Source organism: Methylobacterium sp. E-065 (assembly GCF_022829605.1).
In the GTDB taxonomy this organism is placed as follows: Bacteria; Pseudomonadota; Alphaproteobacteria; order Rhizobiales; family Beijerinckiaceae; genus Methylobacterium.
Genome location: NZ_JAKSYD010000296.1, coordinates 1 through 26,939 on the forward strand (window position 1 = coordinate 1; position 26,939 = coordinate 26,939).

Consider the following 26,939-nt stretch of genomic DNA (forward strand, 5'->3'; position numbering starts at 1 on the left):
TCGGTCCGGGGGAGTCGCCGTTCCTGCACTACGTGCGCGTCGGCCGCGCCGCCGGCCTGATGGGCTGCCCCGAGGATCTCGGGACGCTCCCGCCCCTGACCGCCCCCGATCCGCACGACTGGGACGGCCTGCCCCAGGCCCGGCCCATCGCGGACGCCCACGTGCTGGTCATCATGCCCGTCTACAAGGGACGCGCCGAGACCCTGCGCGCCCTCCACGCCTGCCTGTCCCAGCCCCAGGCCACCCCCTTCACCCTGCTCGCCGTCAACGACCGATCCCCCGAGCCGGAACTCACCCGCGACCTCGCGGCGCTCGCCGCCCGCGGCCTGTTCCACCTCGTCGAGAACGAGACCAACCTCGGCTTCGTCCGCTCGGTCAACCGCGCGCTGTCCCTGCGCCAGGGCCGCGCCGTCGTCCTGCTCAACTCCGACGCCCAGGTGTTCGGCGACTGGCTCGACCGCCTCGTCGCACACGCAGAACCCGCCGATCCGGCAGCCCCGCGCGTGGGCAGCGTCACGCCGCTGTCCAACAACGCCACGATCTGCTCCTACCCGCGCTTCAACGCCAACAACACCATGCCGCTCGAGATCGCCCCGCCCGAACTCGACCGCCTGGCCGCCGCGACCAACCCCGGCCGCAGCCTGCCCGTGCCCACCGGCGTCGGCTTCTGCATGGTCATGACCGCCCACGCCCTCGACACGGTGGGCGAGCTCGACGCCGAGGCCTTCGGCCGCGGCTACGGCGAGGAGAACGACTGGTGCCTGCGCGCCGAGAAGGCCGGCTTCCGCAACCTTCTCGCCGAGGACGTCTACGTCTACCACGCCGGCCAGATCTCGTTCGGCACCGAGGGCGGCGGCGGGGCCGGCGGCGCCTACGACGAGGGCCAGGCCGCGCTGCTGGCTAAGCACCCCGACTACCCGGCCCGCGTCGGCCAGTTCGTCCAGGCCGATCCCGGACGGCAGGGCCGGGCGCGGCTCGACCTGGAGCGGCTGGCCCGGCACGTCGCCGGCCGGGCGCTGCTGTTCGTCACCCACAGCTGGGGCGGGGGCATCCAGCGCCACCTCGACGACCTGATCGCCCAGGCCCGGGCCGAGGGCACCCCCGTGGTGCTGCTGCAGATCGACCGCACCCGCAACCTCGCGGTGCACGTCGCCTATCGCGGCGCCGCGTTCCTGTACCTGCCCAACCTCGACAGCCTGTACCTGCCGCGCGACGCGGACGAACTCGCCGGGTTCGTGGCCAGGCTGGCACCGCGTCTGATCCACGTACACTCGCTGGCGGGCCTGCGCTGGGCGGCGGCGCGGGCGATAATGGACGTGGTGGCGGGCTCGGGCCGCCCCTACGCCTGGACGCTGCACGATTACTCGCCGGTGTGCCACCGCAACCACCTGGTTCAGCCGGACGGGCGCTACTGCGGGCTGGCGGCGGTGGCGGAATGCCGGGGCTGCCTGGCGCGCGACGCGGACGGGTTCGAGGAGCCGGATCCGGGCGAGCGGCGGGCCACGTTCGGGCGGTTCCTGAGCGGGGCCGCGCGGGTGTTCGCGCCGTCCTCCGACACGGCGGGGCGGATCGGGCGCGTGTACCGGGATCTGGCGATCACGGTGCGGCCGCACGCGGAGCCGGAGCGGGCGGTGCGCACGACCGCGCGGCACCGGCCGGGGCGCGTCCGGCGTGTCGCCGTTCTAGGCGGCATCAGCATGCCCGAAGGCGGGCTGGTGCTGCAGGCCCTGGCCGCAGATGCGCGCGAGCGTGATCAGCCGTTGCTGTTCACAATCGCGGGCTACTGCGACCCGGCGCTGGAAGGCGGCCTTGAGCGCGCCGGCGTCACGCAGACCGGACGCTACGCCACCGACGATCCGACCCTCGATCGGGAGGCGCGGGCGGCCCTTCAGATCGCCGAGACCGGCCGACATTGGGAGGACGACGAGACCTTCGACCTGGTCACGCAGGTCTCGGCGGATCTGATCCTGCTCCCGGCGATCTGGCCGGAGACCTATTCCTACGCGCTGACGCTGGCGTTGCGCACCGGTCTGCCGGTGGCGGCCTTCGACCTCGGCGCCCCGGCCGACCGGCTGCGCGCCGATCCGGACGGCCATCTCCTGCCCTATGCCCTGGCCGACGACCCGTCCACCTGCAACGATCGCCTGCTGGCCATCCCGCTCCCGGGCCGGGTCCGCACCATCATCGAGGCCACCACATACGCCGATCTGATGCGCGACTATTACGGTCCCTTGGCCTGACGCTGCCATCAAGCCCGGCGCACCCGTCCAACCTACTTTGGCCTATTTTATGGTGGAGTCAGGCCCGGAAACGCAGAGGTCGCGCCGATGTTCGCTGTCCCGACGGCTCAAACGCAGAAAAGCCCAATCGAGTCCTATCTCCATGTCTTGTACGCGCTGATCCTGCGCGACATCCGCACGCGCTTTGGGGCCTCGCTCTGGGGTTACGGCGTGATCGTGCTCTGGCCGTGCGTGCACGTCTTCGTGCTGATCGCGATCTACACGTTCCAAAAATTGCCGGCACCGCTGGGAGACGAGCGAGCGCTGTTCTTCGCCACTGGCGCAGTTCCGGTCTTGGTCTTCCAGTACATCTCCCGTGAGGTGATGAAGTCTGTTATGATCAATCGACCGTTGACCTATTACCCCCAGGTCAAAATGTTCGATTTGATTTTCTCGCGAATTCTCGTCGAAATCGTCACCGGGTTCCTTGCTCTTTTGGTCGTTAGTTCCGTGCTGACGGCCATCGGCGTTAATCTTATTCCGTCCCAGCCGCTGACGGCTGTCACTGGGTATCTGGCAGCCATCATCCTCGGCATCGGTGTTGGAACGATCAACGTCGCAATCATCGGCTTTTTCCCCGGATGGATGATCGGATATGCTCTCTTCAGCATCATTCTGTACATTTCAAGCGGAGTAATGTTCCTGCCGAGCTATATGCCCGAGCAGCTCTATTATTGGATGAAGTTCAATCCAGCCATGCAATTGGCGGAGTGGGTGCGGTCAGCTTATTATCCGTATGCTGGAATACAGGTTGATTATCTGTACGTCGTTATGTTCGGCCTGACATCCGTAAGCATCGGCCTGTTCCTAATCAAGCACGTCGTCAGCAAGATGCAGGCCTGATCCAGCGACAGAATCCTCGACCCCAGACATCAGGAGCCGCATCGGTTCGCACCGCGATCGGATGCGGCTCCTGATCTTCGTTCTGACCCGCGCTCCCGCGCCGACCTGGCTCGCGGAACCAGTCCGGACCGTGTTGCCAAGCCGCCGGGGCACGACGTAAGGGGTCGGTCGGCAATCGATACTGGCCACTGCCCGAACTGCTTCCGCCCGGGGTCAGAGCGTTCCCATGACGACACGTGCGGCACACGCCGTTGACACGAAATACATCCGCCAGATTCAACACCAGCAGATCGAACTGGCGCTTGTCCGGGCCGAGCGCGATGCAGCTTTGCTGGAGCGCGACATGGCCCGGGCACGATCGAACGCCGCGGCGACGCTCCTGGATGCCATACTCGAGAGCCTAAGGCCCTATGGGTTCGGCCGAAAGCGCTTCCTGGCCAGGATCCGCAGGGCCGCACGCCTGATCCCCAATCAGGGTCCCGAGTCGATCCAGCACACCCTCCTGCACGAGGGCTCGAACCGTGTCCTGGGCCGCGGGACCTTACGGGCTACGCCAACCGGCAACACTTGACGACCGCGATCGAACCGCCCGCCCAACCGATCCCGTTTACGAGGTGGATCAGCGTACGATGGATGTGGAACTCCTGACGGTGTTCAACGCCGTGATCAACCTGAGAGACAATCTCGATGTCCGGCCGCATATTCTGACCTCGGAACTCGATTTTCTGTCCTTCGCCACCCGCATGGCGCCCTATTCCAACGCGCAGCTCCTGCAGGATCTCTGGGTTCTCCATGAGCTGCGGGAGAAGCGAAACGGCTACTTCGTCGAGTTCGGCGCCTGCGACGGCATCAGCCTCAGCAATACACTTCTCCTCGAGAAAACCTTCGGCTGGCAGGGCGTTCTAGCGGAGCCGGCAAGGGCTTGGCACGCGGCGCTGTACAAGAACCGTGACTGCTACATCAGCGATCAATGCGTCTACAAGACTGACGGGATCGAGGTCCTGTTCAACGAGGTCGATATCGGTGAATTGTCCGGTGTCGACGACTTCGTTGCCGGCGATTTCCACGCGGATTTTCGCCAGGAAGCGAAGCAATATCCCGTCTCGACAATCTCCCTGAATCGGCTTCTGCGGGAAGCGCGGGCGCCGAGGCGGATCGATTACCTGAGCCTCGATGTCGAAGGGGGCGAATTCGACGTCCTGCAGAGCTTCGATTTCGCGGCCCACGACGTCGCCCTCATCAGCGTCGAGCACAATTTCGCGGACAGTCGGTCGAAGATCTATGACCTCGTGACGAATTTGGGCTATCGGCGGCGCTTCAAGCAGCTTTCATTGTTCGACGATTGGTACGTGCGCCCCGATCTCGTGGCCTCCCAGGACTCGTAGAGGCCCCATGTCCGCGCAAGCCGCGATCGAAATTCTCGATTCTCTCTTCGACATCTTCATGCAGATGGGCGGGGGCATTGCCCTCGACCTGCATTGGCTGGCGATCTCCAAGCGCCTGCAGCAGGCTCGCGCGGAAGCCCACTGGTCCGCGGACCTCGATTTCGTCGCCGTGCGCCTGAAGGCTCAGGCCGCCTTCTATGTGACGAATTATCGCCCGAACGAGGGTCCGGAACCGATCCGTCCCGCCGATGCGGCCAGGCTCGAAAAGGTGGTGCACCAGTATTCGATTCTCCGTGCGCACCTTGAGCAGCAGGTGAGGGCGCAGTGACGGCACCACGCGGCGACGCTCGGCCCTATCCGGCACCACGCGGCGCTCACCCGCGCTCCTAGGTCCGCCAGGGCGGCGTCATGCGCAAGGCCCGTTATCCGACCCCCCCGCCAACTCAGCGTCGTAACGCTGGCTGACATACTGCGCGAGATTCCAATCGTCCTTCGAAGGCCGGAACACGAAGCGCTCCGACATCTCCGTCAGCACGAGGTCGGGCTTCACCTGCGCGATGTGATCGTAATCGAGCTGCGTACTCCAGATGAAGTGCACCTCGCGGAACGTCTCGGCCAGCATGATCGTCAGGCCGATCGGAGCGAAGTTGGCGTAGCTGTCGCCGAACAGCATGACGCGCCGGGGGTCGGTGGCCCGCCCGTTCCGATAGATCACGTGCGCCCCCGTATGGAGCGTTCCCGACAGGCCGCGCCGCTCCCTGTGTTCGACGATCGGGCTCGCATACACACGGACCGCATCCCGCTGCAGATCGTGCAGCATCGTCCCCTCGTACCGCGGGGGGTGGAAGGCCATCCCCAAATCGCCCGCCCAGCCCGCGTGATAGGTGGCGGGCCGCTCCTCGAAATCGCGCACCGGCTCGGCGCCGATCGCCCGGCAGATCTCGCGATACGCCAGCAGACGGCCGGCAAACGACAGGTGACTGTCTGTCCGATAGAAGAGATTCTGAATGTCCCGCTGCTGTCGCATGGGTGCGATCAGATCGATCAGTGTCGCCCGCCATCGCAGGTTCCGACGGACATAGTTGACGAGGTTCAGGCGCCGGAGCGGAAACAGTGTGTAGTAGGCGTCCTCATGCAGCAGCCGAAAGGCGGGCGACAACCGCCAGTCGATGCGCAAACCGTCCAGCAGATGATCGTAGATCGTGATCTTCTCCGGCATCAGGATATGCTTGTAGGGGATGCCGAGCGCCCGCAAGCGTCGCTCGCGCTGGGCCACGACCAACCGCCAGTGGATCAGCAGAAACTGCGCTTCCGGCGACCGCACATATTGCGAGCTGACGTTGTTGGTCCCCTGCAGCAGGAAAAGCCAATCCCGCTTTCCGATATGGACCTCGACGGACGTCGCCATGAACCCAAGCTTGCTCAAGATCGAACCGGGACCCGCAACCCGAACGGCGTCTTCGTCGTCCAGGCGCCTTGAGACCGGCTCCGTGACCACGCATCGAACGACAGCGCCATCGGCCACCGCGTGAGCCGAGGCGTCGGCGCGGCTCCACGCTCCTCTAGAACCGTTCCCGATCGCGTTGCAATCGGAACGGTTTCGGACCCTTGCGGTGACCCGCCCGCCTGCGCCGAGCCGGCATCCATCCCGGCGCAGCCGCGTGGCGGCCGGTCAGCAGATCCCGCGGCGGCACGGGTGCCTTTTGCGCTCGACTTGGCGAAGTGGTAGGGCCGCAGAGCCTGGAGGGGGCCGAGGAACGACGGCTCCGCTCGGGAGCGTCCCCGACGCTTCGAACGGATTGCGCCAAGACGGATCGCGCCCCAGAAACGATTTAGAGCCTCACCGTGCGTTTCTTCATCGATCACGACGACGGCCATTCGATCCGAGGCTGGATCGTTCCGGACAATCAGCTCGCAATCAGTCGCGTCGTCGTGTCCGTCGCGGGGCGGCGCGTCGCGGAGGTCGCAGCGAGCCATGTCGACGCGACGTTTCGGAACAACGGCTGGCACGCGACCGGTCAGTGCATCTTCATCGTGACCGAGGCCGAGGTGCCGGGCCTCGCGGCGCTGGAACAGCTCGAGCTCTATGACGCGGACACCAACGTGCTGGTGCATCGGCGCATTCCGGCCGACGGAAAGATCCAGTGCCGCACCTGCCTAATCAACACCGGCATCGAACCGGAGTCGGTCCTGCAGAGCGCCATGTTCCCCCATTATGCGCGCAGCTACTTCGGCATGCACCGCATGTCTGACGAGATCCTGACCAGCATCTTCCTGAACCCGGTGCGCTCCCTCCTCCTGTCGGGTTCCCTCGTCATCCCGCGCTACGAGAATTACCTGACCCCGGACCTGATGGTCACGGCACTCCTGGTGCAGGACCCGCACCTCGAAATGGCGACCCGCATGCACTGGCTGCAGGCGCGGGCCGACGATGCCGCCGATCCTGCGCGCAGCTGGCGCCTCGGCGCGCTGGCCGAAGCCGCAGCCTTCATCAAGGATTACGATCTGACCGACACGAAGAGCCTCAAGCGCTTCTTCCGCATGATGCCGGAATCGGCCTACCGCCTGCTGTACAATCCCCTGACCCGCCAGTTGGGGACCCGCATGCCGGAGGATCGGCTGCACCCGGGCAATTCGATCGCGGCGATCGAGGTCCTGTCGCGGGTCGGCATCGTCGGGCACAAGACCCGCTTCCAGGCCTTTGCGCGCACGCTGTTCGACCAGCTCTACATCAATGCCCCGCTCCCGGTGCTGCCGGAGCCACCCGCCGCGGTGCGCGACCTCGCGCAGCAGCTGCGGAGCCTTCGCCCGGTGGAAGAGATGCTGGTGTTCGACGCCGCCATCTCCGATGCCGTCAAGGATATCGTCGACAAGCATTGGAACGCGTAGACAGGCAATCCACCCCCGCATCCGCACTCTCGACGAGGCAGCACTCTGCTGCTTCGTAGACCTCAGCGTTGGAGCGGGGCATTGAGATCGTCTGGATTTCACGGCATCAGTCGCTTGAGCCCGACCCAATCCGAGCCTTTGGAATCGCCGTGAGCAGCCTGAAATTCGGAACCAGCGGCCTGCGCGGGCTCGTGACGGATCTCGTCGGCGGGCCGAGCTATGCCTACGCCTCCGCGTTCTTCCGGTCGGTCCCCGCGGGCGACGACCGCCGCGCGGTGGTAATCGGGCGCGACCTGCGCGACAGCAGCGCGGGCATCGCCGCGACGGTTGCGAGCGCCGCGGCGGCGGCGGGGTTCACGGCGATCGATTGCGGCGCGCTGCCGACGCCCGCGCTCGCCCTCGAGGCGATGCGGCGCGGCGCCTGCGCCGTCATGGTCACGGGCAGCCACATCCCGGAGGACCGCAACGGCCTTAAGTTCTACCGGCCCGAGGGCGAGATCACCAAGGCCGACGAGATTGCGATCCTGGCGGCGCTTGAGGGTATCACTGCGGTCGGTGCGGTGCCGGATGCCCCGCCGGCCACGCCCGAACCCGACGCTGTCGGGCGCTACCACCAGCGCTACGGCGCGGCCTTCGCGCCCGACATCCTGCAGGGCCTGCGCGTTGCGGTCTACCAGCAGAGCTCCGTCGCCCGCGACCTGCTGACCGACCTGCTCGCCGGGTTCGGTGCGGCGGTGACGCCGATCGGCCGGTCCGACACCTTCGTGCCGATCGACACCGAGGCCCACCGCCCGGAGGATGTCGCGTTCATCGCCGAGGTGATGGCGTCGGGCACCTACGACGCCCTCGTGACCACCGATGGCGACGCCGACCGGCCCCTGATCGCCGACGGGACAGGGCGGATCCTGCGTGGGGACGTGCTCGGGCTGATCACGGCGCGGTTCCTCGGGGCCGATACGGTGGTGGTTCCGGTCACGGCGGGCTCCGCCCTCGAACAGGCTGGCGGCTTCCGGCAGGTCCTGCGCACCCGGGTGGGCTCGCCCTTCGTCATCGCCGGCATGGAGCAGGCGAAGGCCGCCGGGGCCGAGATCGTGGTCGGGTTCGAGGCCAATGGCGGCTTCCTGCTGGGATCGGATATCACCCGCGACGGCCGAACCCTGCCCGCCCTGCCGACCCGGGACGCGATGCTGCCGATCCTGGCCACCCTCGCGGCGGCTCGTGCAGCCGGCACGTCCCTGGCGGACCTCGTGACGTCGCTCGATGCCGGTGAGATGGCGAGCGACCGGCTCCCCAATACGCCCTCGGAGCGGAGCGCGGCCTTCCTGGGACGACTCGGCGACGCCGGCTTTCGCGCCGCCTTCCTGAAGCCGATCGGCGTGCCGCAGGACGTCGACCAGCAGGACGGGGTGCGGATCGGGCTCGACGGCGGACGCGCGATCCATTTCCGAGCCTCAGGGAACGCCCCGGAGTTGCGCTGTTACGCCGAGGCGAAATCGGCGCGTGAGGCCCAGGACCTCGTCCGGTGGGGGCTCGGAGCCGCCGCCGCCGCCATTAAGGAATAGGCCTGGCGATCCGCCGGTCCACGTCGTGGCTTCCTGAGAGTTCAGCTTCGGTTCCAGGTCGTGCCGAGCCTGCGCCATGCTTACGCGACCAACGCGATCGCATCGATCTATGCGCCGTCGCGCCTGCGCACCGATCGACGGATGGTACGACCTGAAGGCGGCTCGTGCTCCCACGGCGTCGGGATCGGAGTGGAGGCCGGGACGTAGATGATGCGGCGTCCATCCTCGATCCGCTCCTTAGCCCCAGCTGGTACCGACGCGGCAAGCTCAGCCGTGGCGGCTTGCACGTCTGGTGCCTGCCGGGTGCGCGTCTCCCCCCGAATACTCTCTCGGCTCCGCCGAGCCGGCGGACGCACGCGTCGCAGCCAATTCGTGAGGTAGTGCAGCGCGTAGCTCGTGGCGTCGACCTGATCATCATGACGCCCGTTTGGGAAAGCCAGGAGCTCAGCCTCATAAACGCCAAGCCATGGTGCTTCAGCGGGCAGGTACACCCGTCCTTCCTCAAAGCGCGCCGATTGCGCTTCGCAGCGTGCCACTTTGTCGAGGCGCGCGGGCAACAGGATCGGACGCAATGGGCTCGTGCGGCGGAGATCCTGCAGCAGCGCGTGCCCCAGTGCGGTCCTTTCAATCAGCGTGACGTCCGCGTTCCAACGTTCATGCAGTCTCAGCACGGCACGCCGCAATTGATGGAATTCGACGCGCTGCCGGACTGCGTCGAGCAGGTAGAAGTCCTGATCGCGCACGCCCCATACTAAGCCTACCGACCAATCGCTCGTCTCCCCGAGCGTGGAGGCGGTGTCCCAGGATACGACGACCCGATCGAAGGTGACCGGCCGCTCGCGATAATGCCTCAGCCATTCGCGCCGGATCAGGTTGCCGCCGGCCGGCACCGGCGTCTGCTGGTACTGGGCCTCGAAGGTTCGAGATCCGAGTTCGCGCCGCAGTCCTTCGAGCAGGTCACGAGGCTCGCGGTCGGGCTGGAGGGCCTCGCCGCAGCGGCGGCGATGCACGTGGTCCGGCCGGCTAGAAAGCGGAAACACACCATCCTCGACGGCGATGGCCGGCAAATGTACGACCTCCCAGTCCTCGCGGGCCCGCTCGACCAGATGACCGCACAAGTCGGCCTCGTGCAAGCGCTGCATGACGAGTACGATCGCCCCGCGACGCTTATTGTTCAGGCGAGAGACCAGCGTCCCCTCGTAGTACTCGATCGCCCGGCGCCGATCAGCCTCTGAGGTGGCGCTGGAGGCTTTCATCGGGTCGTCGAGGATAATGACGTCGGCGCCGCGTCCGGTCAGCGCACCGCCGAGACCGAAGGCCAAGCGACCGCCCCTAAGCGTCGTCACGAGTTCGGTATCACGCTGACGACGTGCGACGAGCTCGCAGCGTGGGAACAGCTCGCGGTACCAGTCGCTCTCCATGATATGGCGGGTGTCGATCGCGTGCTTTCGCGCCAGATCGGAGGCATAAGATGCGCACAGTATCCGCTTCGTCGGGTCGCGGCCTAGGAGCCAAGCCGTGAAGGCGACCGAGACGGTGATCGACTTCATCGAACGCGGCGGCACGTTGATGATCAGCCGGCGCACCTCGCCGTCGGCGATCCGCCCCAACTGCCAAGCGAGGTGGTCGAGATGCCAGCTATGGCAGTACGGCGTCCCAGGCTCGAGCGCGTGGAAGGTCTTTTGCGCGAAGGCGGCGAGGTGCTGACGCATTAACGCGCGAAGGAGGCGCTGTTGGTCACTCACCGCCTTCGCTCCTATCCTAACCACATGGACTTGCATCGCGCTCGTCGGCATCGAGCACACTGGGCCAATGGTTGCGCAAGATTGCCTCGTCCTCGGTCGTAGTCTCCTCGCTCGTGCGAAGCGTGGCCTCCTCGACGGCCAAGCGTAGGACGAGATCGAAGACGTCCTTCATGGCCCTGAGGTCACCCTTCAAGGCGAGCTCAGCTTGCTTTTTCAGGAGCGCGACGAGGCGAGGGACGCGCCGCTCGCGACCACCCTCGACGATCTTGATGGTTTCCTCCAGCCACTGCGCTGCGACCAGCGCGCGGACCGTCGACTTGTTAAGGCTGCCTTTCGGTCTTCCCGCCGGATTGCCGCTCTGGCCTTTGCGGTATCGGCTATGCTTTGGCGGCTGCTTGTAGCCGACCCGCTCTTTATCCCCGGCGGCATTCGAGGAGGGGTTCGCCTGACCAAAATCGCCAGCCTGCCCTTCATCATCGTCATAAGGCATAGAAAGCTCCAGCGAAGCGCCATGCCTTCCGGTTCGAGGAAGGCACGGGGTTACGCCGGAATGCCGCCCCACGCGAAACGAGGGCGTAAGCACCGCACGATTACGGGCTTGTTTTCCCGACCAATTTTTAGTTGTTAAAACACATCACAAGGATATGCTTCATAACAATTTAGCACATCTGATCCGCACGTCAACTCAATTCATAAGTAATTTCATCTATCCCGCCGCACATTCAGAAGCATTTAGGCGGAATAAGACCGCGCGCTTACCCGGATCATCACTGGGTCAGAGCTCATATTTACATCAGCGGCGAATGGGGTCGGCCGGTCAGGTGATGGCCGGTTGAGTTACTATGAGGCTGGGGGGCGCAACCGTTCCCTCACCCGGGGGCGGACGGCTGCGGCCGCGCCCGATGGTCTGAGCGAGGGCGAACGACCCGTCAGTGCATCCTGCCGTTCCTCGGCAAGGCGGCGCTCGGTCAGCTGCGTCAGGGTCAATCCGGTCTCGACATGCACCGCCTCTCGGGCCGAGACCTCCTGGTAGCGGCGCATCGCGATCTGCGCGTAGCGCGGCTCATACTCTACCGCTCGCACACGCCGGCCGACCTGCTCGCCAGCCAGGATCGTCGTACCCGACCCCGCGAAGCTGTCGAGCACCAGCCCCTCACGTCGGCTGACGTCTTTGAGCGCATCGGCCACGAGTTGAACCGGCTTGATAGTTGGGTGTGCGCTGAGATCCGCCATACGGCCCGACCGGAAGCCGTTGCCGCCGGGATAGGTCCACACGTTCGAGCGGTTGCGTCCAAACCGGCCCATCTGGACGTTGTCGCGATGGGGGCCCTGCCCAACCCGAAATACGCCGATCAACTCGTGCTGGTTGCGGTAGAGGCCGCCCTGGCCCGCGTTGGTCTTCACCCAGGTGATCAAGTTGAGATAAGCGCAGTAGACGCGCTCCCCAGCCTCGATAAGGTCGCGCACGTGCTTCCAATCTATACAGACGAAGTGTACCGCCCCAGGCTCTGAGACCCGGGCAGCGTTGCCGAGCGCCGCCTCCAAGAAGGCGACGAACTCGACCCTGTTCATCTCGCCTGACGCGAAGGCGAACTCAGGGTGGCGGGTTTGACCGCGACCGCCGGTCGACCGCATCGGCACATTATAGGGAGGATCGGTGAACGCGACCTCCGCTTTCTCTCCGGCCATGAGCTGGTCGAGGAGCTCGGCATCGCGCGCATCGCCGATGGCGAGTCGATGCGGGCCAAGGGCGAAGATGTCGCCCCGCCGCAGGCAGGACTCGGCCTCCGCGAGGGCCAGATCGATCGCGTAGTCGATCGCGCCGCCCTCCTCCTCGTAGTCGATCACGAGCGCGTCGATCTCGGCGACCTCGAAGCCGGTATCGCTGAGGGTGATCCCAGCCTCCTCGAAGAGCAGGGTCAGCTCTGGGATTTGGCCAGCCAAAGCCTTGCGATCGAGGCGGGCATCCAAGCCGATTCGGTTGTCGCTCAGCAGAAAGGAGCGCTTCTGAGCCTCCGATAGGTTAAAGATCTGAACCACCGGCATGCTGGCGAGCCCGAGCGACTTGGCCGCCACGAAGCGGGCGTGACCTGCAAGGATGACGTAGCGCTCGTCGATGATGGCCGGCGCCAGCTGCCCGGCGACCTCAATGGCACGGCTCAGCTTCTTGACCTGCCGCAACGAGTGCATCTGCACGCGGTGCGGGTTCTCGACCAAGGTTGTCAGCAGAGCCAGCCCGTATCGCCCTTCGAGCCCGGGCCCAACGCCCACGCGCGGTGCCTCGTCCAGGCTGATCGCGTTGGTAGAATTTGAGGAAGAGGAAAAATCTGCCGTCGTACCGGTAAGGGAAACGCGGTGTTTCGTAGCCATAACAACCTCCAAAGCTAACACAGCGATGGAGACCGGAGCCAAATAGGGAGACTATGGAGACCGACAGCATGCGCAATCACCAGTTACCGACTGATCCTAGGGGATCTATCAGGGCAAACTGACGCTGCTCAAGGCGGAAACGCCCTATGCTGCTTCATCTATGATGGCTGCGGGCTGCCGGTCGCCCACCCGAGGACCGGTCCCGTAAGCCATGGCGGGTCTAACGCGACAAGCGCCACAGCGGCGTCTACATGCCGCATCATTTCTACAAACGCAACCCAGAAGATAACGCCTGACTGTATTTACATGTGAGGCGCATAGGCCGTGCCTGTCGGGTGGATCGTTCTGGCAGGCTGGGAGCAGCGATCGGTTGAAGCTACTCCTAGCAAGGGGGTGGGCGCCGCGAAATTTGAGTCACACAGCTACCTACTCGCCGCCTCTATCCAACCGCTCGCCCGTGTCGCGGCGGATCACGCCCCCGCCGATCAGTCGCTTGAATGGGCTGGCCTTACCGCCTGGCAGCGGTCGACGATGCCCGCGTGTCGGTCACGGACGCGCCGCACTCGCGCGATCACGCTCACATCCACCACAGTCTTTACCGCGTGACAGGGCCGACACAGCACCTGGCAGTTCTCGAAGGCGACATTCTCTGCCAGAGCTGCCGGGACGATATGATCGTAGTGGAACCGCCCAACCTGAAGCATGCACGGACAACGGCTGCCATCTGTGAGCAGACCTTCGCAGCGCCCGTCCGCTCGGGCCAGGGCGGCCCGCTGCACAGCCTTGCTGAACTCCCGCCGGACCATCATACCGCTCCTGAAGCGGTTTGGTTCATCACGCCGCCCAAGTCGACCGCGACCGCGCAGCGCTCGGGTGCGGTCTCAGCCAACCGGTAGGCATGCAGTTCGTGCGCGCCAAGCTTGGCGCAGGCAGCGAGCCAGCCGAGGAAGCCTGGATCACCCGCCTCGCAGGCGCGAGCAGCGATGATCGAGGCTTGACCTCGCTCATCCCTGGCTACAGCGAGCGTGACGGCTCCGATATCGGCGACCAGATCTGGGGTGTCCAGCGGTTGGACCACGACGACGTAGCGTCGACTCGAATGCCCACGCCAGACGCTCATGGCGAGGGCCGGTGCGCCGCGCACGCCCGCGCTTGAGCGCAGGCGCTCCTCACGCACAGCGCTGCGGATGCCGCGATCAGCTTTAAGCTCGCGCAGGGCTGCAGCCCAGGAAATGCTGCGGTTCGACATCGCCGCTCTCACTTTGCGAGAGAGTGAGACAGCGAACAGCACACAGCTGACGCCCCGCGCCCCGATGGCGTGCGTGAACTCTCGCGAGGAGGCGAGGGGAGGGTACGGATCTGGTCTGATCTATCGGTGTGCATGCGCGCGCGCCTTGAGCTCGCGGCGGGATCAGCCCCGCCACTGCCCTGGCCCCGCACCCGGCTTAATCAGCCTGCGGGACGACGCATTCGCTATACCTAAAGGCGCCTAACGCCCTCCTCAATCAGAGGGCGTCGATCGGAGAAACTTAATCAATCCCGATTTCCTAAAGAACGTCACTTTCTGTCCGCAACTGATTTCAGAATTGATGGTTTCGAACTTCCACATTTTTACCATAGTATTATTTAATGATATCTGTCAACTAATGCAAAGATAGGGATATTCACAGCTGTCATATCGATCACTCAGATGGCTGCAATTTGGTAGCGATGCCGGCGTTTCGTCCGCGTAAGTCACGATTGCTTCGCGCCACGACAAACAAGCTCCAAATTCGAAACGAGTCCAGTCCAATGATTCCGTTGCAGCGAGATTATCAGCTCCAAAAGCCACTTTGGGCACAAGCCACTCGTTCAGCCGGGCCTTTTAAGCCAACCGACCATGACACCGCTCTGTGTGAGGCGATTGCCCCTCGGTCCCGCGAACTTCCTTGTATTTTTCCCTGGTGCAGGGATTCGGAGGAGCGCACTCACTCAGCCGCTCTCCTGCCCATGAAGGCAGATGCGCTGCTGGCCTCAGATCGCCCGCCAGATCCGTTTGCGCACACCGGAGCCTGCCCTCCGTCATCGCCGGCATGGAGCAGGCGAAGGCTGATGGGGCGGCGACCAACGCCGGGTTCGAGGCGAAGGGCGGACTCCCGCTCGGATCAAACGCGACACGATGAGGAACTACGGCCAGCGCGGCCATCAGCGACGGGACGCTGGCGGCGGCTCAGGGCGCGCGCCCTCCGGAGCTATCCCCCACCGCCGCACCAGCCTCGCTCGACCGATAGACCCGTTTGAGAAACGCGATGAACGCCCGCGTCTTGGCTGGAACGAAGGCGCGGCTCGGATAGACAGCGAAGATACCCGCCGAGGCCGCGGCCGCGTAGGCTGGCAGCACCACCTCCAATGAACCATCGCGCAGCTCCGCGTGGACGTCCCAGGTGGAGCGCAGAGCGATTCCGAGGCCGCCGATCACCGCCTCCCGCACCACCTCGTTGGAATGGGTCCGCAAGGGGCCGGACGCGCCAACCGTGCAGGGCCCCTCGGGCCCGACCAGCCGCCAGGGATTCTGGTTCTCCGTGGCGAGGCAGACATGCCCGCGCACGTCGTCGAGGGTCTCGGGCCGTCCGGCGGCGTCGAGGTAGCTCGGCCGCGCGCACAGGACCCGCCGCACCGGGGCGAGGCGCACCGCCGTCAGCCCGGAACTCTGCAGCGCGCCGACCCGGATCGCGAGATCGTAGCCGCGCTCTACGATGGATTCGAAATCGTCGCTCAGCTCGAGGTTGAGCACGAGGTTGGGGTGGAGGGCGAAGAAGGCCTGCAGGTGCGGGACGATGTGCAGCCGCCCGAAGGAGCTCGGAGCCGTCACCCGCAGCGTCCCCCGGGCTCGGGTCGCGTCCTGCGATACGAGGCTCTCGGCTTCAGCAATGGCATCCACGATCGGGGCGATACGCTGGAAGAATGCCTCGCCGGCATCGGTCGGGGCGACGCGGCGGGTGGTGCGGTGCAATAGGCGAACGGCGAGCCGCTCCTCCAGCCGCTTCAGACGCTTCGACACCAGCGCCACCGACAGGCCAAGTTCCGAGCCTGCCTGGGTCAGGCTGCCGGTCCGGACCACCCGGGCGAAGATCTCTAAATCGCTCTGATCGTGCATTCTCAACGCTGCGGAAAGAATCAAATCCGTTTTGCTGCCTTTTTCGCGGGTTCCAAGAAGTCTATCCCAAAAACCTCAAAAAATTTTAGCCGCCGCTCGATTTTTTCTGACGGCCGGCACCCCTTGCTCGCCCCTAGCCCAGGAGACAGCCATGTCGAAGCTCGTCGTCGCTGAGGACCTCCGCACCTTCCTGGCCGAGGAGGCGCTGCCAGGAACGGGGATCTCGGCCGAAGCCTTCTGGTCGGGGTTCGAGGCCATCGTGCGCGATCTCGCGCCGCGCAACCGCGCGTTGCTCGACCGGCGCGACGGCCTTCAGGCCGACATCGATTCCTGGCACCGCGACCATCGCGGCCAGCCGCACGACCCGGCCGCCTACGCGGCCTACCTGACCCGGATCGGCTATCTCCAGCCGGAACCCGGCGCCGTCCGCGTGACCACCGAGAACGTGGACGCCGAGATCGCGGAGATCGCCGGCCCGCAGCTCGTGGTGCCGATCTCGAACGCCCGCTACGCGCTCAACGCCGCCAACGCCCGCTGGGGCAGCCTCTACGACGCCCTCTACGGCACCGACGCGATCCCGCAGGACGGCGACCTCGCCTCCGGCCAAGGCTTCAACCCGGGCCGCGGCGCCGCCGTGGTGGCCAAGACCAAGGCGCTCCTCGACGCGACCGCGCCGCTCAGCGTCGGCTCCTGGGCGGATGCCGTCGGCTTCTCCGTGACGGGCGGGCGGCTGGCCGTCGACCTGGGTGCGGGCCGCAGTGCCGGCCTGACCGGCTCGGCCGCCTTCGCGGGCTTCACCGGCGACGCCGCGGCGCCGACCGCGCTGCTGCTGCGCCATAACGGCCTGCATATCGAGATCGTCATCGACCGGACGAGCCCGATCGGCCGCACCGACCCGGCCGGCATCGCCGACGTAGTACTGGAATCCGCCCTCTCGACCATCATGGACATGGAGGATTCGGTCGCCGCGGTGGATTCAGCCGACAAGGTCGCGGTCTACCGGAGCTGGCTCGGCCTGATGCGCGGCGACCTCGTCGCCAGCCTGTCCAAGGGCGGCCGCACCGTCGAGCGCCGGCTCGCGGAAGACCGGACCTACACGGCTCCCGAGGGCGGTAGCTTCACCCTGCCGGGCCGCGCGCTGATGCTGGTCCGGCATGTCGGCCACCACATGTATACCGACGCCGTCACCCTCGACGGCGCCGAGATCCCCGAGACGATCCTCGACGCGGCGGTGACCGCGCTGATCGCCCGGCACGACCGCGATGGCGCCCGGCGCAACAGCCGGACCGGCTCGGCCTACATGGTCAAGCCGAAGCTGCACGGGCCGGAGGAGGTCGCCTTCGCGGTGGAGCTGTTCGGCCGGGTCGAGGCGCTTGTCGGGCTCGCGCCGCGGACGCTCAAGATCGGCGTGATGGACGAGGAGCGGCGCACGACGCTCAACCTCAAGGCGGCGATCGCGGCGGCCTCCGACCGGCTGTTCTTCATCAACACCGGCTTCCTCGACCGGACCGGCGACGAGATCCACACCTCCCTGGAGGCCGGGCCGGTGGTCCGCAAGGATGCCATGAAGGCGACCGCCTGGATCCAGGCCTACGAAGACGGCAACGTCGATGCCGGCCTCGCCTGCGGCCTGCCGGGCCACGCCCAGATCGGCAAGGGCATGTGGGCCGCCCCCGACCGGATGGCCGCGATGCTCGATGCCAAGGGCGCCCATCCGGAGGCCGGCGCCAACACCGCCTGGGTGCCATCGCCGACCGCCGCGACGCTGCACGCGCTGCACTACCATCAGGTCGATGTCCGCGCCCGTCAGGCGGACCTTGCCGGCCGGGTGCCCGCGACCCGGGCCGCCATGCTGACCCTGCCGCTGGCCGAGGGTCCGTTCACGCCGGAGGCGGTGCGGGAGGAACTCGACAACAACTGCCAGGGGATCCTGGGCTACGTGGTCCGCTGGATCGACCAGGGTGTCGGCTGCTCGAAGGTGCCCGACATCCACGAGGTCGGCCTGATGGAGGACCGCGCCACCCTGCGGATCTCCAGCCAGCACATCGCCAATTGGCTGCGCCACGGGATCGTCGACCGCGATCGGGTCGAGGAAGCGCTCCGGCGGATGGCGGGCGTGGTCGATCGCCAGAACACCGGCGATCCGGCCTACCGGCCGATGGCCCCGGGCTTCGACGGGCCGGCCTTCCGGGCCGCGCAGGCCCTGATCTTCGAGGGCGCCAGCCAGCCGAACGGCTACACGGAGTTCGTGCTGCATCACTTCCGCCGGGAGGCCAAGCGAGAAGCTAACGGCCGCGCGGGCTGACCAATGTAATCCGGCCGCGGCCATACATGCGCTGCGGCCGGCGGAGAGCGGCCCCTCCCCATCACCGTCCGGCCGCTACTCTTTAGGCCCTATGTACCAAGCCTGAAGGCTCACACGATCCGCTTACAAGTCGGAATCAGCATAGTAGTCAGCGACATAAGATTCCCGTGTCTAAAATGGCATCTGACAGGTCCTGGTGCGACGGCCCCCGGGCTCTTCAAGCGGCGCTTACGCATCATCACATAGACGAAAAAATTTGACACCATGTAGTAGAGTTCCGCCGGTAGCTTTTGGCTGATCTCTATATTGTCGTTCATCACGCGCGTCAGGGTCTTATCGATCACGACCTCCCCCACACTGCTGCAGCGGCTGATCGGCGTTCGATCATTGTGCCGGCTCCTAAAATATCATGATTTAAACTTATGACGCGGCAACACGCGGCTTACCAGTTAAAGAAAAGCTCATCAGGCTCTGAGCCGAACCGCATCGATCTAGTTGGCAACCGTGGATGCGGTCGGAAATGTGGGTGAGGCCGGGCGAACCTTGATCATATGGCTACCGGGCCGATAACCAGAGCTCATAGCAGCTATGCACATTCTCACGGCATCGTGACCAACGACCTCTGCTCGAGTACATCCGTGCCACAACCAGGAGTAGGTGTGCATGGATCGGACACAACGCCTTCTGCGATCTTTGACGAAGAGCGCGCGCATTATCGAAATTGGGCCTAGCTTCAGTCCACTCGCACCTAAGCGCGACGGTTGGAACACCCTCGTGGTTGATCATGCGTCCCATGAGGAACTACTGGCCAAGTACGCTGATCAAGATATCGCTCAGATCGAAGAGGTCGACTGTGTCTGGAAGGGCGGATCGATCGCTGATGCCCTACCAGCGGATCAGCACGGCACCTTCGACGCCTTCATCGCCAGCCACGTCATCGAACATACCACTGATATTGTGACGTTTTTGCAGGCCGCGCAGACGCTGATCAAGCCGAACGGCATCATAATCTTGGCCGTGCCTGACAAGCGGAAGTGCTTCGACTTTTATAGACACCTCTCCTCAACCGCTGATGCAATCGAAGCCTTCTACCAGCGCCGAGATCGCCACTCGGCCCGCACCCACATCGACTACGCACTAAATATGGCGCACAAGCCAAATGGTGAAGGAGCTTGGCACGGCGAGGACACCCGACCAGTGGTTCCGGTATCTTCAGTTATAGACGAGCCAAATTGGCGACTTGCGGCGGGACTACCGGACTATACCGACGCGCATGCCTGGGTGTTCGTGCCAGCGAGTTTCCAGCTTATGATTTTGGAACTCGCGGCAGCGGGCTACATCGACCTTTGTGTCGAAGAGGCAGCTGAAGCTGAGGCTACGGAGTTCTACGCTTGGCTCCGGAAGGGCCGAGAAACGCTACCGCAAAGCGACCTTCAAGCTATGCGCAAGCAATTGATGGATCGCGTCATTATCGAACTGGCTGAACAGTCCCGGCAGATTATAGGCAGTCCTTTGAACAGGCTCCAATTCGCCGAGAACACAGTCGCCCGTCTCGTTGAGGCAGAATCCCGGATTGAGGCCATGCAGACCGTCTTAGAGGCTATACGGGGAAGCACGAACTGGCGGGGTCTCAACCGAAGGAAGTTCCAGAATTTGATCGCCGAAGCGAGCCGATCGGTCCCGTCCACGGGCTCAGCAGCTGTTCAGCATATCGTCCTGCTCGCTGAAGCGCGCAGAATGTTGGGAACGCCAGCCTTGTTCGAGGGCGGTAAGATTAAGGCCGGCGAGTTTTAACAGCCGATCAGGTGCGTGCGAGGCTAGGCTTCATTCTGGTATGCTAGCATAGACCCGCGAGGGGCAAGCAGTTCTAGTTAACCCTGAGGCCGATGTCGACGATGCCTGGCAAGTCGCGAGGCGACCTCCGCGCGGCGGCGAGCAGCCCGGACGCGCTCGATATCAACCATACCGACCGGCTGCGGGGGCGACTCTCGCGTGAACGGCATATGGCTGCGAACGTCACCGTAATAGTCCGCTCCGCTCATGCCGAACGCACCGGCCACGACGGGCCCCCCGATGGCGGGCTCTTCAGCAGCGGCATCTGTGACAATGAGAACGAGAAAGACAACGGCGAAGATCGAGCGCATGCCAGGAAGAGGCACAGCCGTTCGGAGCTACGCAAGGGCGTAGAGATAACGATATCGTAGGTCTCTGAAACGACGAACAGCGGCGCGGCCAGCTCGGAGATGCCTCACGTGGGCAAGGTGCTGGCCGAGCGCTTGGTCGTGCCGCCGGTCTGCGTGGGTTTCAGCGCCATCGAGGGTGCCATGTCACTCGCGTTCGACCGCCTGACCAATTTCCTGATGCATCGCACAGGCATCGAGCCCAACGAGTGCGAGGTAGCGCGGTTTGAGCTGGATAAGCTCTTAGTCAGTGCCGCAGCTTCGGCTTAGCGCCGGCGAACGATGCAAGGCCATCCGCGTCCACCATCGCCAAGAAAGCTCGATAGGCATCCTGTTCGGTATCGAAGCGCTCATGCCAGCGGGTGCAGCCCCCCGAAATGCTGACCACTTCCATTCGCCATGCATCCCACGTGCCGGCGGTGCGATAAATCTCGACATCGACGGTGATGTCACCGCGGGTGAATTTCCCCGACAACGGGGAGTGCTCGAAATCGCAATCGTCTTCCATGTGAATGAGCCCAAGGAACGCTTCGCCTTCACAGCTTCCTATACGCAATGGGCAACGCCATCGCACGAGCGGCCCACAGCGCTGCCCCTCGATAGCGTCCACCCCTTACGAATGCGACTAACGGGGAAGTTGCAGTATCCGATCTGCACACCTGTGACGCCTTGAATTTCCTTTGAACAACCCCCGGTCGGCTCTGTCGCGCGCGGGCCATTCCAGACGGGGGACCAGGACAGTTTGCCGGTGGAGTTGGGGCCTCACGTCGAAGTGGCGTGCGCCTGATCGATCTCGGCTGCATGCAGATCAACCACCATTTCCATGGCGGGAAGTTCAGCTCGGTCGAGGCCATGATCGACCCGCACGCGAATGTCGAATACGCGACCCAGTTCCTCAAGGAACTGAAGCAGCGGGAGGGCAGCTGGACCCTGGCCGTGGCGCGCTACCACGCCGGGCCGAACAACAACGCGGCCCAGAAGGTCTATATCTGCCGGGTGATGACCAACATGGTCGCGACGGGCTTCGGGCAATGGACCCCGGCCGCGGCTCGGTTCTGCCGATGAGCCCGGCTCACAGACCCCGACAGCTTCCGGTACTGACCTTGACCTCCGTGCGATCCTCGGGGTTCAGCTGCGCCTCAACGAAGTTCAGCGTGTTGAGATCGATCAGGAAGAAGTAGACGCCGTTCTGGCATTTGATCGCGTTGCGCGGCGCGCGCTCGTTCAGCCGCGGCGATGCGGGCTGGCACTCGTAATAATCGGAGCGCCCGGCCGAGATCACGGTGAGCAGGCCGCCGCTGGAGACCAGCGAGAAGGTGCGGGCCTTGCGCGGTTGCGGCTTCGCGCCCTCCGGTAGGCTGGGCGTCGCGAAATCGATCGCCGAGTCCTCGGTGCACGTCAGGGGGCGCCGCAGCTGGGCCGCCGATGGTGCGATGCTCAGCAGGAGCAGCGCACCGGCGAGCGCGACCCGGTCGGCGATCATCGGTCCACCATTCGTCACGCGTAAGTCGTTTCTACCGACACGCTAGACCGTTGTCCTCCGGTGTAAATGCCGCATGTTCGGCCGACAGGTTCAATCAACAGTTTCACCGGCCTATTCGCGGTCATCGACCCCGCGCCGGGCAGTCGATCCGGGTTTCCGGGCGAAATGCGTCGGTCGAAGCCGGCTGGCAGAGGCCAACCGTGCCGTCTGCTCCCATCCCGTCGGATCGTCCGTGCGGGCGACCAAGCCACGGCGGGGCATGTCACGGGTCGGCGCCTTGGCGCCAACAGAGCGCGGCACAAGGGGTTCGGCTCTAACGTCTTGTAAAAAAACGCTTTCCGACGCAGCGCCCGGTTCGGTTCGGCTCAGAGCACCCTAATCGTCAGCCTCGTCCGGATTGTCGTTGGCCGCACGATCGTCATCGGGCCGCGCCGCGATCGCGAAGCCGATTTCCATCAGAAGCAGGCGGGACAGGAGCTGCATTGCAGGCGTGCCATGAGAGCACATCAGCTGGTGCGTGCGGATGGCGGCTCTCACCATGCGGTCAAAACCGGCATCGTCTGGCATTGCGATGCCATACCCCGATCGATCGCCAAACTACAACCTCAGCTTTATGCGCCGCTTCAATAATCCCGCAGAAACAGAGGGGCGGACCAATATCCACGGACGCGAAACCACGCGGCGCGAGCGGCGCCCCGGGCCGCACCGGGATCCGCCGCGGAGCGCTACGGCGTTGGCGCCATCGGGGCGGCCGCGAAGGTCGGGATGGAGACGGAGGCCACCGTGTCGGGCTTGGTGTCAGGCTTGGCCGTACGGGTGTTGCGCTTCTCGTAGAAGGCGTTGCCGCCGGCGACGGCCACGTAATGCATGTTGCCGTAGGGGTAGTGCCGCCCGGCGGTGTGGAAATACATCGCCTTGCCGACCTGCGGGTGGCGCTCGCCCGCCAGGACGGCGTCGGCGGCGTCGGCGACCTTCTGCAGCTCCTTCTCCTGCATCGGCTTGGTCAGGACCCCCGCGGCGAACTGTCCGGGCTGGCCGACCACCGCGCAGATGCCGCCGGGGAAGATCGCGTTCTCCAGCCGGTTCATCACGACGGTGCCGACCGCGATCAGCCCGCCCGCGTCGCTCCGGTTCGATTCGAAGTACATGGCGCGGCCCAGGCAGTCCCGTTCGGCATCGCTGACCGCCAGCGGCACTGCGTGGCCGGAAATCGAGCCCGTCGTGAGCACCGGGGCGGACGTGTTGCACGCGCCCAGGCCGCAGGCTGCGGCCGCCACCATCAGGACAAAACCGATTCTCGTCCGCTCGCTACCCTGCATGCAGGTGTGCTCCGTGCTGTTTCAGCCGCTTCATGCCGTCCGGCGATTGCCGGCGCCCCGCCGCGACAGGGCGTCCCGCAAGCGTGACCGTACCTTCGCGGCGAGGATGTGGCAGGCGGGCCCGGCGCAATGCGCCCGGTGGGACCGTCGCCGGAAGACCACAGGGGCGGACAACCGGCCCGGGCGAGGCTACTCGTTCGACGCGCTCAACCTGACGAACAGCAAGTCCGACCAGATCACCTCCGTGTAGGTCTCGCGCCTGCCCGGCGAGCCGGCCGAGGGGCTGATCGACCGCGTGTTCCACCCGGTGGAGCCCACGGCGGTGCGGCTCACCCTTGCCGGGCGGTTCTGAACCGCGGCGCCGGCGGTGCAGGATGGTCGGGCGGAGACGAGCGACCTGCGCGGCGGCCGGGTAACCGGCCCAAGCCATCGGGCCGCATCAATCGACTTTGTACAGGGCAACTTGCCCGATCCCGTCGAGGCCGATCTTCCGGGCGCTCGCACGGGACAGGTCGATGGCGTAATTGCGCTTCATCTTGGTGCGCTCGTTGGTACGATCGGTGATCTTCACGGTGACCGATCGGCCATTGGCCTTGTTGACGACCTTGAGCAACGTGCCGAAGGGCAACGTATGATGCGCGGCCGTCAGCCTGTCGGGATTGTAGATCTCCCCGCTCGCCGTCTTACCTGTGTGCTGATACCAACTCGCCCGGCCGCTCCCGATCAACTTGGCTTTGCCGGCATCGGCATGCTGTTCGTCGGCCGATCCGGGCTGACGCGAACGGTCCGTGCCTGCCGCTGTTGATCTCGACCCGTCAGATGACGCGTCCTGTCCGCGTTGAACGGCCGGCAGATCCGTCCGCGCTGAGGCAGTATCGGTGGCTGGGTCGGTATTGCCGATCCTGTCCGCCCGCTCTTGCCTGTCCGCCCGGTCTTGACCGAGTACGGGATCCGGTGGCGGCACGGACGGCCTTCCGGACGGATCAAACGCCGTGGCTTCGACGTGACCGGCCATGTCGGGCGTCGGTGCAAGCGGCGGTAGCTTCGTCGTGAACTGACGATACGTGAAGACGGGCGCTGGGCGCTTCACACCGGCCGATCGGTCGACGGCGTCCTGGCTCCGAGCCTCTGCCGCCTGAGCCATGCCGCCCCCAAGGTTGGGTACGAGGGCTGCGGAGACGGCAAGCAGCATATGCGCCAGCCGATAGCGTTTTTGGCCAGCCGACCCAATCATGGCCTTCACCGAAGATTAACCATACCTGCGGTGGACATAAATCGTTACGGGCAACTCAGTTCCCGATGACTGATAAAGGCGCAGAATCTTATACTTCCGAGCTTCCAGATCTGCATCTACAGCCAAGCCTGGCCGCTGTTTGCATGGGGATGCAGGTCAACCCGCCGAATCGCGCCTCGCTCGATGGCGCGGCGCGCCGCAGCCACGGCCATGAAACGCCCCGGTGGCCACGCGCGGTCCAGGCGTCCGGGACGGGGACCTTTGAGGTCGGAATCCGGCGATTGGTCTCAGTGCTGGCCCTGGCCGGCCGCCAGGATGGTCACGCCGACGGTGATCACCGCGATACCCACCAGCATCGTCGGGCTCACCGATTCGCCGTAGAGCCACGCGCCGCCGATCGCGGCGCCGATCATGCCGATTCCGGACCAGATCGCGTAGACGACCCCGATCGGCAGCATGTCCATGCTGGTCGACATCAGCCACAGGGCGGTCCCGTAGCCCAGGGCCACGATCAGCGTCGGGATCGGCCGGGTCAGGCCGTCGGCGGCCTTCAACGCCAGGGTGGCGGTGACCTCCGCGCCGATGGCGAGTCCGAGGAGCAGGAACGGATTCATGACGGGGTGAGCTTCCTGCGCACGGGGCTTCGTGAATTCGAGGCGGGACCGGTGTACAGATCTGCCGCGAATCGGACAGCCTCAGCAACCGAAGGATCGGGCGGCCGCGGCAAGTCTGTTTCGTTTCTCCGGCAGGACTTCGCGGGTCGACACCGGATACCTATCCCTGGAAGCCATGACCCTGTCCAAGCCGGCGCCGTGGGCGCGAACCTTCGTGAATCGCGCTCCCATCCCCGGCGTGGCGCTTTCGTTAAGCCCTCCTGCCCATGGTGGCCCCGCCCCTTGCGACCCCGGCCCCGCCAGCGTGGCGATCCAGAGCGAATCAGAGCCGACATGACCGCGTCCCCCGCGCTCCCGGACAGTCCGGCCCGACGGCGCAGGGGCAGCCCCGCGGGTCGCCGCTGGGCCACGATCGCGGCGGCGGGCACAGCCGCACTCGCGGGTTGCGCCTGGGCCGCCTGCGCGCTGCTGAATGTTCCGAACCCCGTCACCCTGGCGGCGCTCGCCGTGATCGAGCCGTCCTCGGTGGGACCATGGTTCCCGAGCCGGGTCGTGAAGGCCCCCGATCAGGCCCGGGACCTGCCGTCCCGGCCGCGCCCGATCCTCGATCGCGTCCCCTGGAAGGGGCGGACCGTACCGCTCGGGGACGTGCTGGCCGCGACCCACACCAACGCGTTCCTCGTGGTGCAGGACGGGGCGCTGATCCACGAGTGGCAGCGGGCCGGCACCGGGCCGGCGACGCTGTTCCCGTCCTGGTCGGTGGCGAAATCGATCGTCTCGCTCCTGGTCGGCACCGCGGTGGCCAAGGGCCGGCTCTCGGAGACGGATCGCGTCTCCGCCCTGCTGCCGGAGCTGAAGAACGGCGCGGTCTTCGGCCAGATCACCGTGCGCAACCTCCTCGACATGGCGAGCGGGATCGCCGTGCCGGAGAACTACGATCCCGCGCGCCCCCTGACCGGCACCGCCGGGATGTACCTGACGCAGGACATCGCGGGCTTCGTGCGCGACCATGCGCACCTCGCGTTCAAGCCCGGCAGCGAGGGCCGCTACCGCAGCATCGACACCGAACTCCTCGGCCTGATCCTCGCCCGGACGGAGGGCCGGCCGCTGGCCGACATCCTGTCGGAGCGAATCTGGAAGCCGATGGGCGCCCAGGCCGACGCCACGTGGAACCTCGACCGGCCCGGGGGGATCGAGAAGGCGTTCTGCTGCATCAACGCCACCGCCCGCGACTTCGCCCGCCTCGGGCTGCTCGTGGCCGACCAGGGCCGGGCCGGGGAGAACCGCATCATCCCGGCGCGCTGGATCGAGCGGATCATGACGCCGGCCAAGCGTGCGGTCGACGGCTGGCCCTACTCGGCCCAGTGGTGGCACGCGCCGGGGGGCGACGACGACGACATCTCGGCGATCGGCGTCTACGGGCAGTACGTCTACGTCAACCGCCGGGCCGGCACGGTGATCGTGAAGCTCAGCGATCACGGGGCCGAGCAGGACGAACTCGACACGCTTGCGGTGATGCAGGCGATCGCGGCCGACCTCGCCGGACCGTCATCGCGCTGAGCGGACACGCCCGATCCGGACGCGGGCGGGGCCGC

Annotated in this window: 25 protein-coding genes and 1 pseudogene; 12 read left to right on the forward strand and 14 right to left on the reverse strand. The window is 65.5% G+C overall.

The window, feature by feature from the left end:
* The 5 genes from MKK84_RS33940 to MKK84_RS33960 form a co-directional block, all read left to right on the forward strand.
* The coding region (locus MKK84_RS33940) for a glycosyltransferase (RefSeq protein ID WP_243927234.1) at nucleotides 1-2,240 on the forward strand (2,240 nt) is incomplete at its 5' end.
* Between the two features lie 87 nt (nucleotides 2,241-2,327).
* Nucleotides 2,328-3,122 (forward strand): ABC transporter permease, encoded by a 795-nt coding sequence (locus MKK84_RS33945; protein WP_243927235.1) that lies wholly within the window; start codon nucleotides 2,328-2,330, stop codon nucleotides 3,120-3,122.
* Between the two features lie 226 nt (nucleotides 3,123-3,348).
* Nucleotides 3,349-3,693, forward strand: a complete 345-nt coding sequence (locus MKK84_RS33950) for a hypothetical protein (protein ID WP_243927236.1) — start codon at nucleotides 3,349-3,351, stop codon at nucleotides 3,691-3,693.
* Between the two features lie 58 nt (nucleotides 3,694-3,751).
* Nucleotides 3,752-4,507: an FkbM family methyltransferase gene (locus tag MKK84_RS33955; protein WP_243927237.1), complete on the forward strand. Its 756-nt coding sequence runs from the start codon at nucleotides 3,752-3,754 to the stop codon at nucleotides 4,505-4,507.
* A 7-nt stretch (nucleotides 4,508-4,514) separates the two neighbouring features.
* Nucleotides 4,515-4,835: a hypothetical protein gene (locus MKK84_RS33960; RefSeq protein ID WP_243927238.1), complete on the forward strand. Its 321-nt coding sequence runs from the start codon at nucleotides 4,515-4,517 to the stop codon at nucleotides 4,833-4,835.
* A gap of 78 nt (nucleotides 4,836-4,913) precedes the next feature.
* Here MKK84_RS33960 and MKK84_RS33965 read toward each other — a convergent pair whose 3' ends face one another.
* On the reverse strand, nucleotides 4,914-5,915 hold the full coding sequence (locus tag MKK84_RS33965) for a hypothetical protein (RefSeq protein ID WP_243927239.1): 1,002 nt from the start codon (nucleotides 5,913-5,915) through the stop codon (nucleotides 4,914-4,916).
* 437 nt (nucleotides 5,916-6,352) lie between these two features.
* Between MKK84_RS33965 and MKK84_RS33970 the strand changes: the two genes are divergently transcribed.
* Both MKK84_RS33970 and MKK84_RS33975 read left to right on the forward strand, forming a co-directional pair.
* Nucleotides 6,353-7,396, forward strand: a complete 1,044-nt coding sequence (locus MKK84_RS33970; RefSeq protein WP_243927240.1) for a hypothetical protein — start codon at nucleotides 6,353-6,355, stop codon at nucleotides 7,394-7,396.
* Between the two features lie 143 nt (nucleotides 7,397-7,539).
* The gene (locus MKK84_RS33975) at nucleotides 7,540-8,958 is read left to right on the forward strand and encodes a phosphomannomutase (RefSeq protein WP_409566575.1); all 1,419 of its coding nucleotides are present in this window, start codon (nucleotides 7,540-7,542) and stop codon (nucleotides 8,956-8,958) included.
* Nucleotides 8,959-9,065: 107 nt separating this feature from the next.
* Here MKK84_RS33975 and terL read toward each other — a convergent pair whose 3' ends face one another.
* From terL to MKK84_RS34000, 6 genes are all read right to left on the reverse strand, one after another.
* Nucleotides 9,066-10,703 carry a phage terminase large subunit gene (gene terL, locus MKK84_RS35795; RefSeq protein ID WP_243927242.1) on the reverse strand — a complete coding sequence of 546 codons (1,638 nt, stop codon included), beginning with the start codon at nucleotides 10,701-10,703 and terminating at the stop codon, nucleotides 9,066-9,068.
* A 16-nt stretch (nucleotides 10,704-10,719) separates the two neighbouring features.
* Complete coding sequence (locus MKK84_RS33985) at nucleotides 10,720-11,193, reverse strand: DUF5681 domain-containing protein (RefSeq protein WP_243927243.1); 474 nt, start codon at nucleotides 11,191-11,193, stop codon at nucleotides 10,720-10,722.
* 350 nt (nucleotides 11,194-11,543) lie between these two features.
* A complete protein-coding gene (locus MKK84_RS33990) occupies nucleotides 11,544-12,974 on the reverse strand; it encodes a DNA modification methylase (RefSeq protein ID WP_243927244.1) in 1,431 nt (476 codons plus the stop codon).
* 584 nt (nucleotides 12,975-13,558) lie between these two features.
* Nucleotides 13,559-13,882, reverse strand: coding sequence for an HNH endonuclease (locus MKK84_RS36050; RefSeq protein WP_409566573.1), 324 nt, complete (start codon nucleotides 13,880-13,882; stop codon nucleotides 13,559-13,561).
* The gene (locus tag MKK84_RS33995) at nucleotides 13,879-14,364 is read right to left on the reverse strand and encodes a hypothetical protein (RefSeq protein ID WP_243927245.1); all 486 of its coding nucleotides are present in this window, start codon (nucleotides 14,362-14,364) and stop codon (nucleotides 13,879-13,881) included. Before MKK84_RS33995 ends, MKK84_RS36050 begins: the two co-directional genes overlap by 4 nt.
* Before the next feature lie 918 nt (nucleotides 14,365-15,282).
* Nucleotides 15,283-16,209 (reverse strand): LysR family transcriptional regulator, encoded by a 927-nt coding sequence (locus MKK84_RS34000; RefSeq protein WP_243927246.1) that lies wholly within the window; start codon nucleotides 16,207-16,209, stop codon nucleotides 15,283-15,285.
* A gap of 151 nt (nucleotides 16,210-16,360) precedes the next feature.
* On the opposite strand from MKK84_RS34000, the gene MKK84_RS34005 reads away from it, so the two are divergent.
* The 3 genes from MKK84_RS34005 to MKK84_RS34015 all read left to right on the forward strand — a co-directional run bounded on the left by MKK84_RS34005 (nucleotide 16,361) and on the right by MKK84_RS34015 (nucleotide 20,964).
* Nucleotides 16,361-18,514, forward strand: a complete 2,154-nt coding sequence (locus tag MKK84_RS34005) for a malate synthase G (protein WP_243927247.1) — start codon at nucleotides 16,361-16,363, stop codon at nucleotides 18,512-18,514.
* A 663-nt stretch (nucleotides 18,515-19,177) separates the two neighbouring features.
* Complete coding sequence (locus MKK84_RS34010) at nucleotides 19,178-20,308, forward strand: methyltransferase domain-containing protein (RefSeq protein ID WP_243927248.1); 1,131 nt, start codon at nucleotides 19,178-19,180, stop codon at nucleotides 20,306-20,308.
* A 458-nt stretch (nucleotides 20,309-20,766) separates the two neighbouring features.
* Nucleotides 20,767-20,964, forward strand: a complete 198-nt coding sequence (locus tag MKK84_RS34015) for a hypothetical protein (RefSeq protein ID WP_243927249.1) — start codon at nucleotides 20,767-20,769, stop codon at nucleotides 20,962-20,964.
* On the opposite strand, the gene MKK84_RS34020 is transcribed toward MKK84_RS34015, so the two are convergent.
* Entirely contained in the window at nucleotides 20,942-21,202 is a 261-nt protein-coding gene (locus MKK84_RS34020; RefSeq protein WP_243927250.1) for a hypothetical protein, read from the reverse strand. The genes MKK84_RS34015 and MKK84_RS34020 overlap by 23 nt on opposite strands.
* Before the next feature lie 254 nt (nucleotides 21,203-21,456).
* Here MKK84_RS34020 and MKK84_RS34025 point away from each other — a divergent pair.
* Nucleotides 21,457-21,759: pseudogene (locus MKK84_RS34025) on the forward strand (transglycosylase SLT domain-containing protein); the annotation flags it as partial.
* 7 nt (nucleotides 21,760-21,766) lie between these two features.
* Here MKK84_RS34025 and MKK84_RS34030 read toward each other — a convergent pair.
* The 6 genes from MKK84_RS34030 to MKK84_RS34055 form a co-directional block, all read right to left on the reverse strand.
* Nucleotides 21,767-22,195 carry a hypothetical protein gene (locus MKK84_RS34030; RefSeq protein WP_243927251.1) on the reverse strand — a complete coding sequence of 143 codons (429 nt, stop codon included), beginning with the start codon at nucleotides 22,193-22,195 and terminating at the stop codon, nucleotides 21,767-21,769.
* 357 nt (nucleotides 22,196-22,552) lie between these two features.
* Nucleotides 22,553-22,744 (reverse strand): hypothetical protein, encoded by a 192-nt coding sequence (locus tag MKK84_RS34035; protein WP_243927252.1) that lies wholly within the window; start codon nucleotides 22,742-22,744, stop codon nucleotides 22,553-22,555.
* A gap of 158 nt (nucleotides 22,745-22,902) precedes the next feature.
* Nucleotides 22,903-23,496: a cell wall hydrolase gene (locus tag MKK84_RS34040; RefSeq protein WP_243927253.1), complete on the reverse strand. Its 594-nt coding sequence runs from the start codon at nucleotides 23,494-23,496 to the stop codon at nucleotides 22,903-22,905.
* Nucleotides 23,497-23,685: 189 nt separating this feature from the next.
* Nucleotides 23,686-23,829, reverse strand: coding sequence for a hypothetical protein (locus MKK84_RS34045; RefSeq protein WP_243927473.1), 144 nt, complete (start codon nucleotides 23,827-23,829; stop codon nucleotides 23,686-23,688).
* Between the two features lie 106 nt (nucleotides 23,830-23,935).
* Nucleotides 23,936-24,730 (reverse strand): septal ring lytic transglycosylase RlpA family protein, encoded by a 795-nt coding sequence (locus tag MKK84_RS34050; RefSeq protein WP_243927447.1) that lies wholly within the window; start codon nucleotides 24,728-24,730, stop codon nucleotides 23,936-23,938.
* A 287-nt stretch (nucleotides 24,731-25,017) separates the two neighbouring features.
* Nucleotides 25,018-25,344, reverse strand: a complete 327-nt coding sequence (locus MKK84_RS34055) for a DMT family transporter (RefSeq protein ID WP_243927254.1) — start codon at nucleotides 25,342-25,344, stop codon at nucleotides 25,018-25,020.
* Between the two features lie 333 nt (nucleotides 25,345-25,677).
* Here MKK84_RS34055 and MKK84_RS34060 point away from each other — a divergent pair, with 333 nt between their 5' ends.
* Entirely contained in the window at nucleotides 25,678-26,904 is a 1,227-nt protein-coding gene (locus MKK84_RS34060) for a serine hydrolase domain-containing protein (RefSeq protein WP_243927255.1), read from the forward strand.
* Nucleotides 26,905-26,939 lie beyond the last annotated feature (35 nt).

Bases quoted from the DNA above. Each gene is read 5' to 3' on its own strand.
- MKK84_RS33945 (WP_243927235.1), top strand. From the start codon at position 2,328: ATGTTCGCTGTCCCGACGGCTCAAACGCAGAAAAGCCCAATCGAGTCC.
- MKK84_RS33950 (WP_243927236.1), top strand. From the start codon at position 3,349: ATGACGACACGTGCGGCACACGCCGTTGACACGAAATACATCCGCCAG.
- MKK84_RS33955 (WP_243927237.1), top strand. From the start codon at position 3,752: ATGGATGTGGAACTCCTGACGGTGTTCAACGCCGTGATCAACCTGAGA.
- MKK84_RS33960 (WP_243927238.1), top strand. From the start codon at position 4,515: ATGTCCGCGCAAGCCGCGATCGAAATTCTCGATTCTCTCTTCGACATC.
- MKK84_RS33965 (WP_243927239.1), bottom strand. From the start codon at position 5,915: ATGGCGACGTCCGTCGAGGTCCATATCGGAAAGCGGGATTGGCTTTTC.
- MKK84_RS33985 (WP_243927243.1), bottom strand. From the start codon at position 11,193: ATGCCTTATGACGATGATGAAGGGCAGGCTGGCGATTTTGGTCAGGCG.
- MKK84_RS36050 (WP_409566573.1), bottom strand. From the start codon at position 13,882: ATGATGGTCCGGCGGGAGTTCAGCAAGGCTGTGCAGCGGGCCGCCCTG.
- MKK84_RS34000 (WP_243927246.1), bottom strand. From the start codon at position 16,209: ATGCACGATCAGAGCGATTTAGAGATCTTCGCCCGGGTGGTCCGGACC.
- MKK84_RS34005 (WP_243927247.1), top strand. From the start codon at position 16,361: ATGTCGAAGCTCGTCGTCGCTGAGGACCTCCGCACCTTCCTGGCCGAG.
- MKK84_RS34010 (WP_243927248.1), top strand. From the start codon at position 19,178: ATGGATCGGACACAACGCCTTCTGCGATCTTTGACGAAGAGCGCGCGC.
- MKK84_RS34020 (WP_243927250.1), bottom strand. From the start codon at position 21,202: ATGGAAGACGATTGCGATTTCGAGCACTCCCCGTTGTCGGGGAAATTC.
- MKK84_RS34035 (WP_243927252.1), bottom strand. From the start codon at position 22,744: ATGCCAGACGATGCCGGTTTTGACCGCATGGTGAGAGCCGCCATCCGC.
- MKK84_RS34040 (WP_243927253.1), bottom strand. From the start codon at position 23,496: ATGCAGGGTAGCGAGCGGACGAGAATCGGTTTTGTCCTGATGGTGGCG.
- MKK84_RS34050 (WP_243927447.1), bottom strand. From the start codon at position 24,730: ATGATTGGGTCGGCTGGCCAAAAACGCTATCGGCTGGCGCATATGCTG.
- MKK84_RS34055 (WP_243927254.1), bottom strand. From the start codon at position 25,344: ATGAATCCGTTCCTGCTCCTCGGACTCGCCATCGGCGCGGAGGTCACC.
- MKK84_RS34060 (WP_243927255.1), top strand. From the start codon at position 25,678: ATGACCGCGTCCCCCGCGCTCCCGGACAGTCCGGCCCGACGGCGCAGG.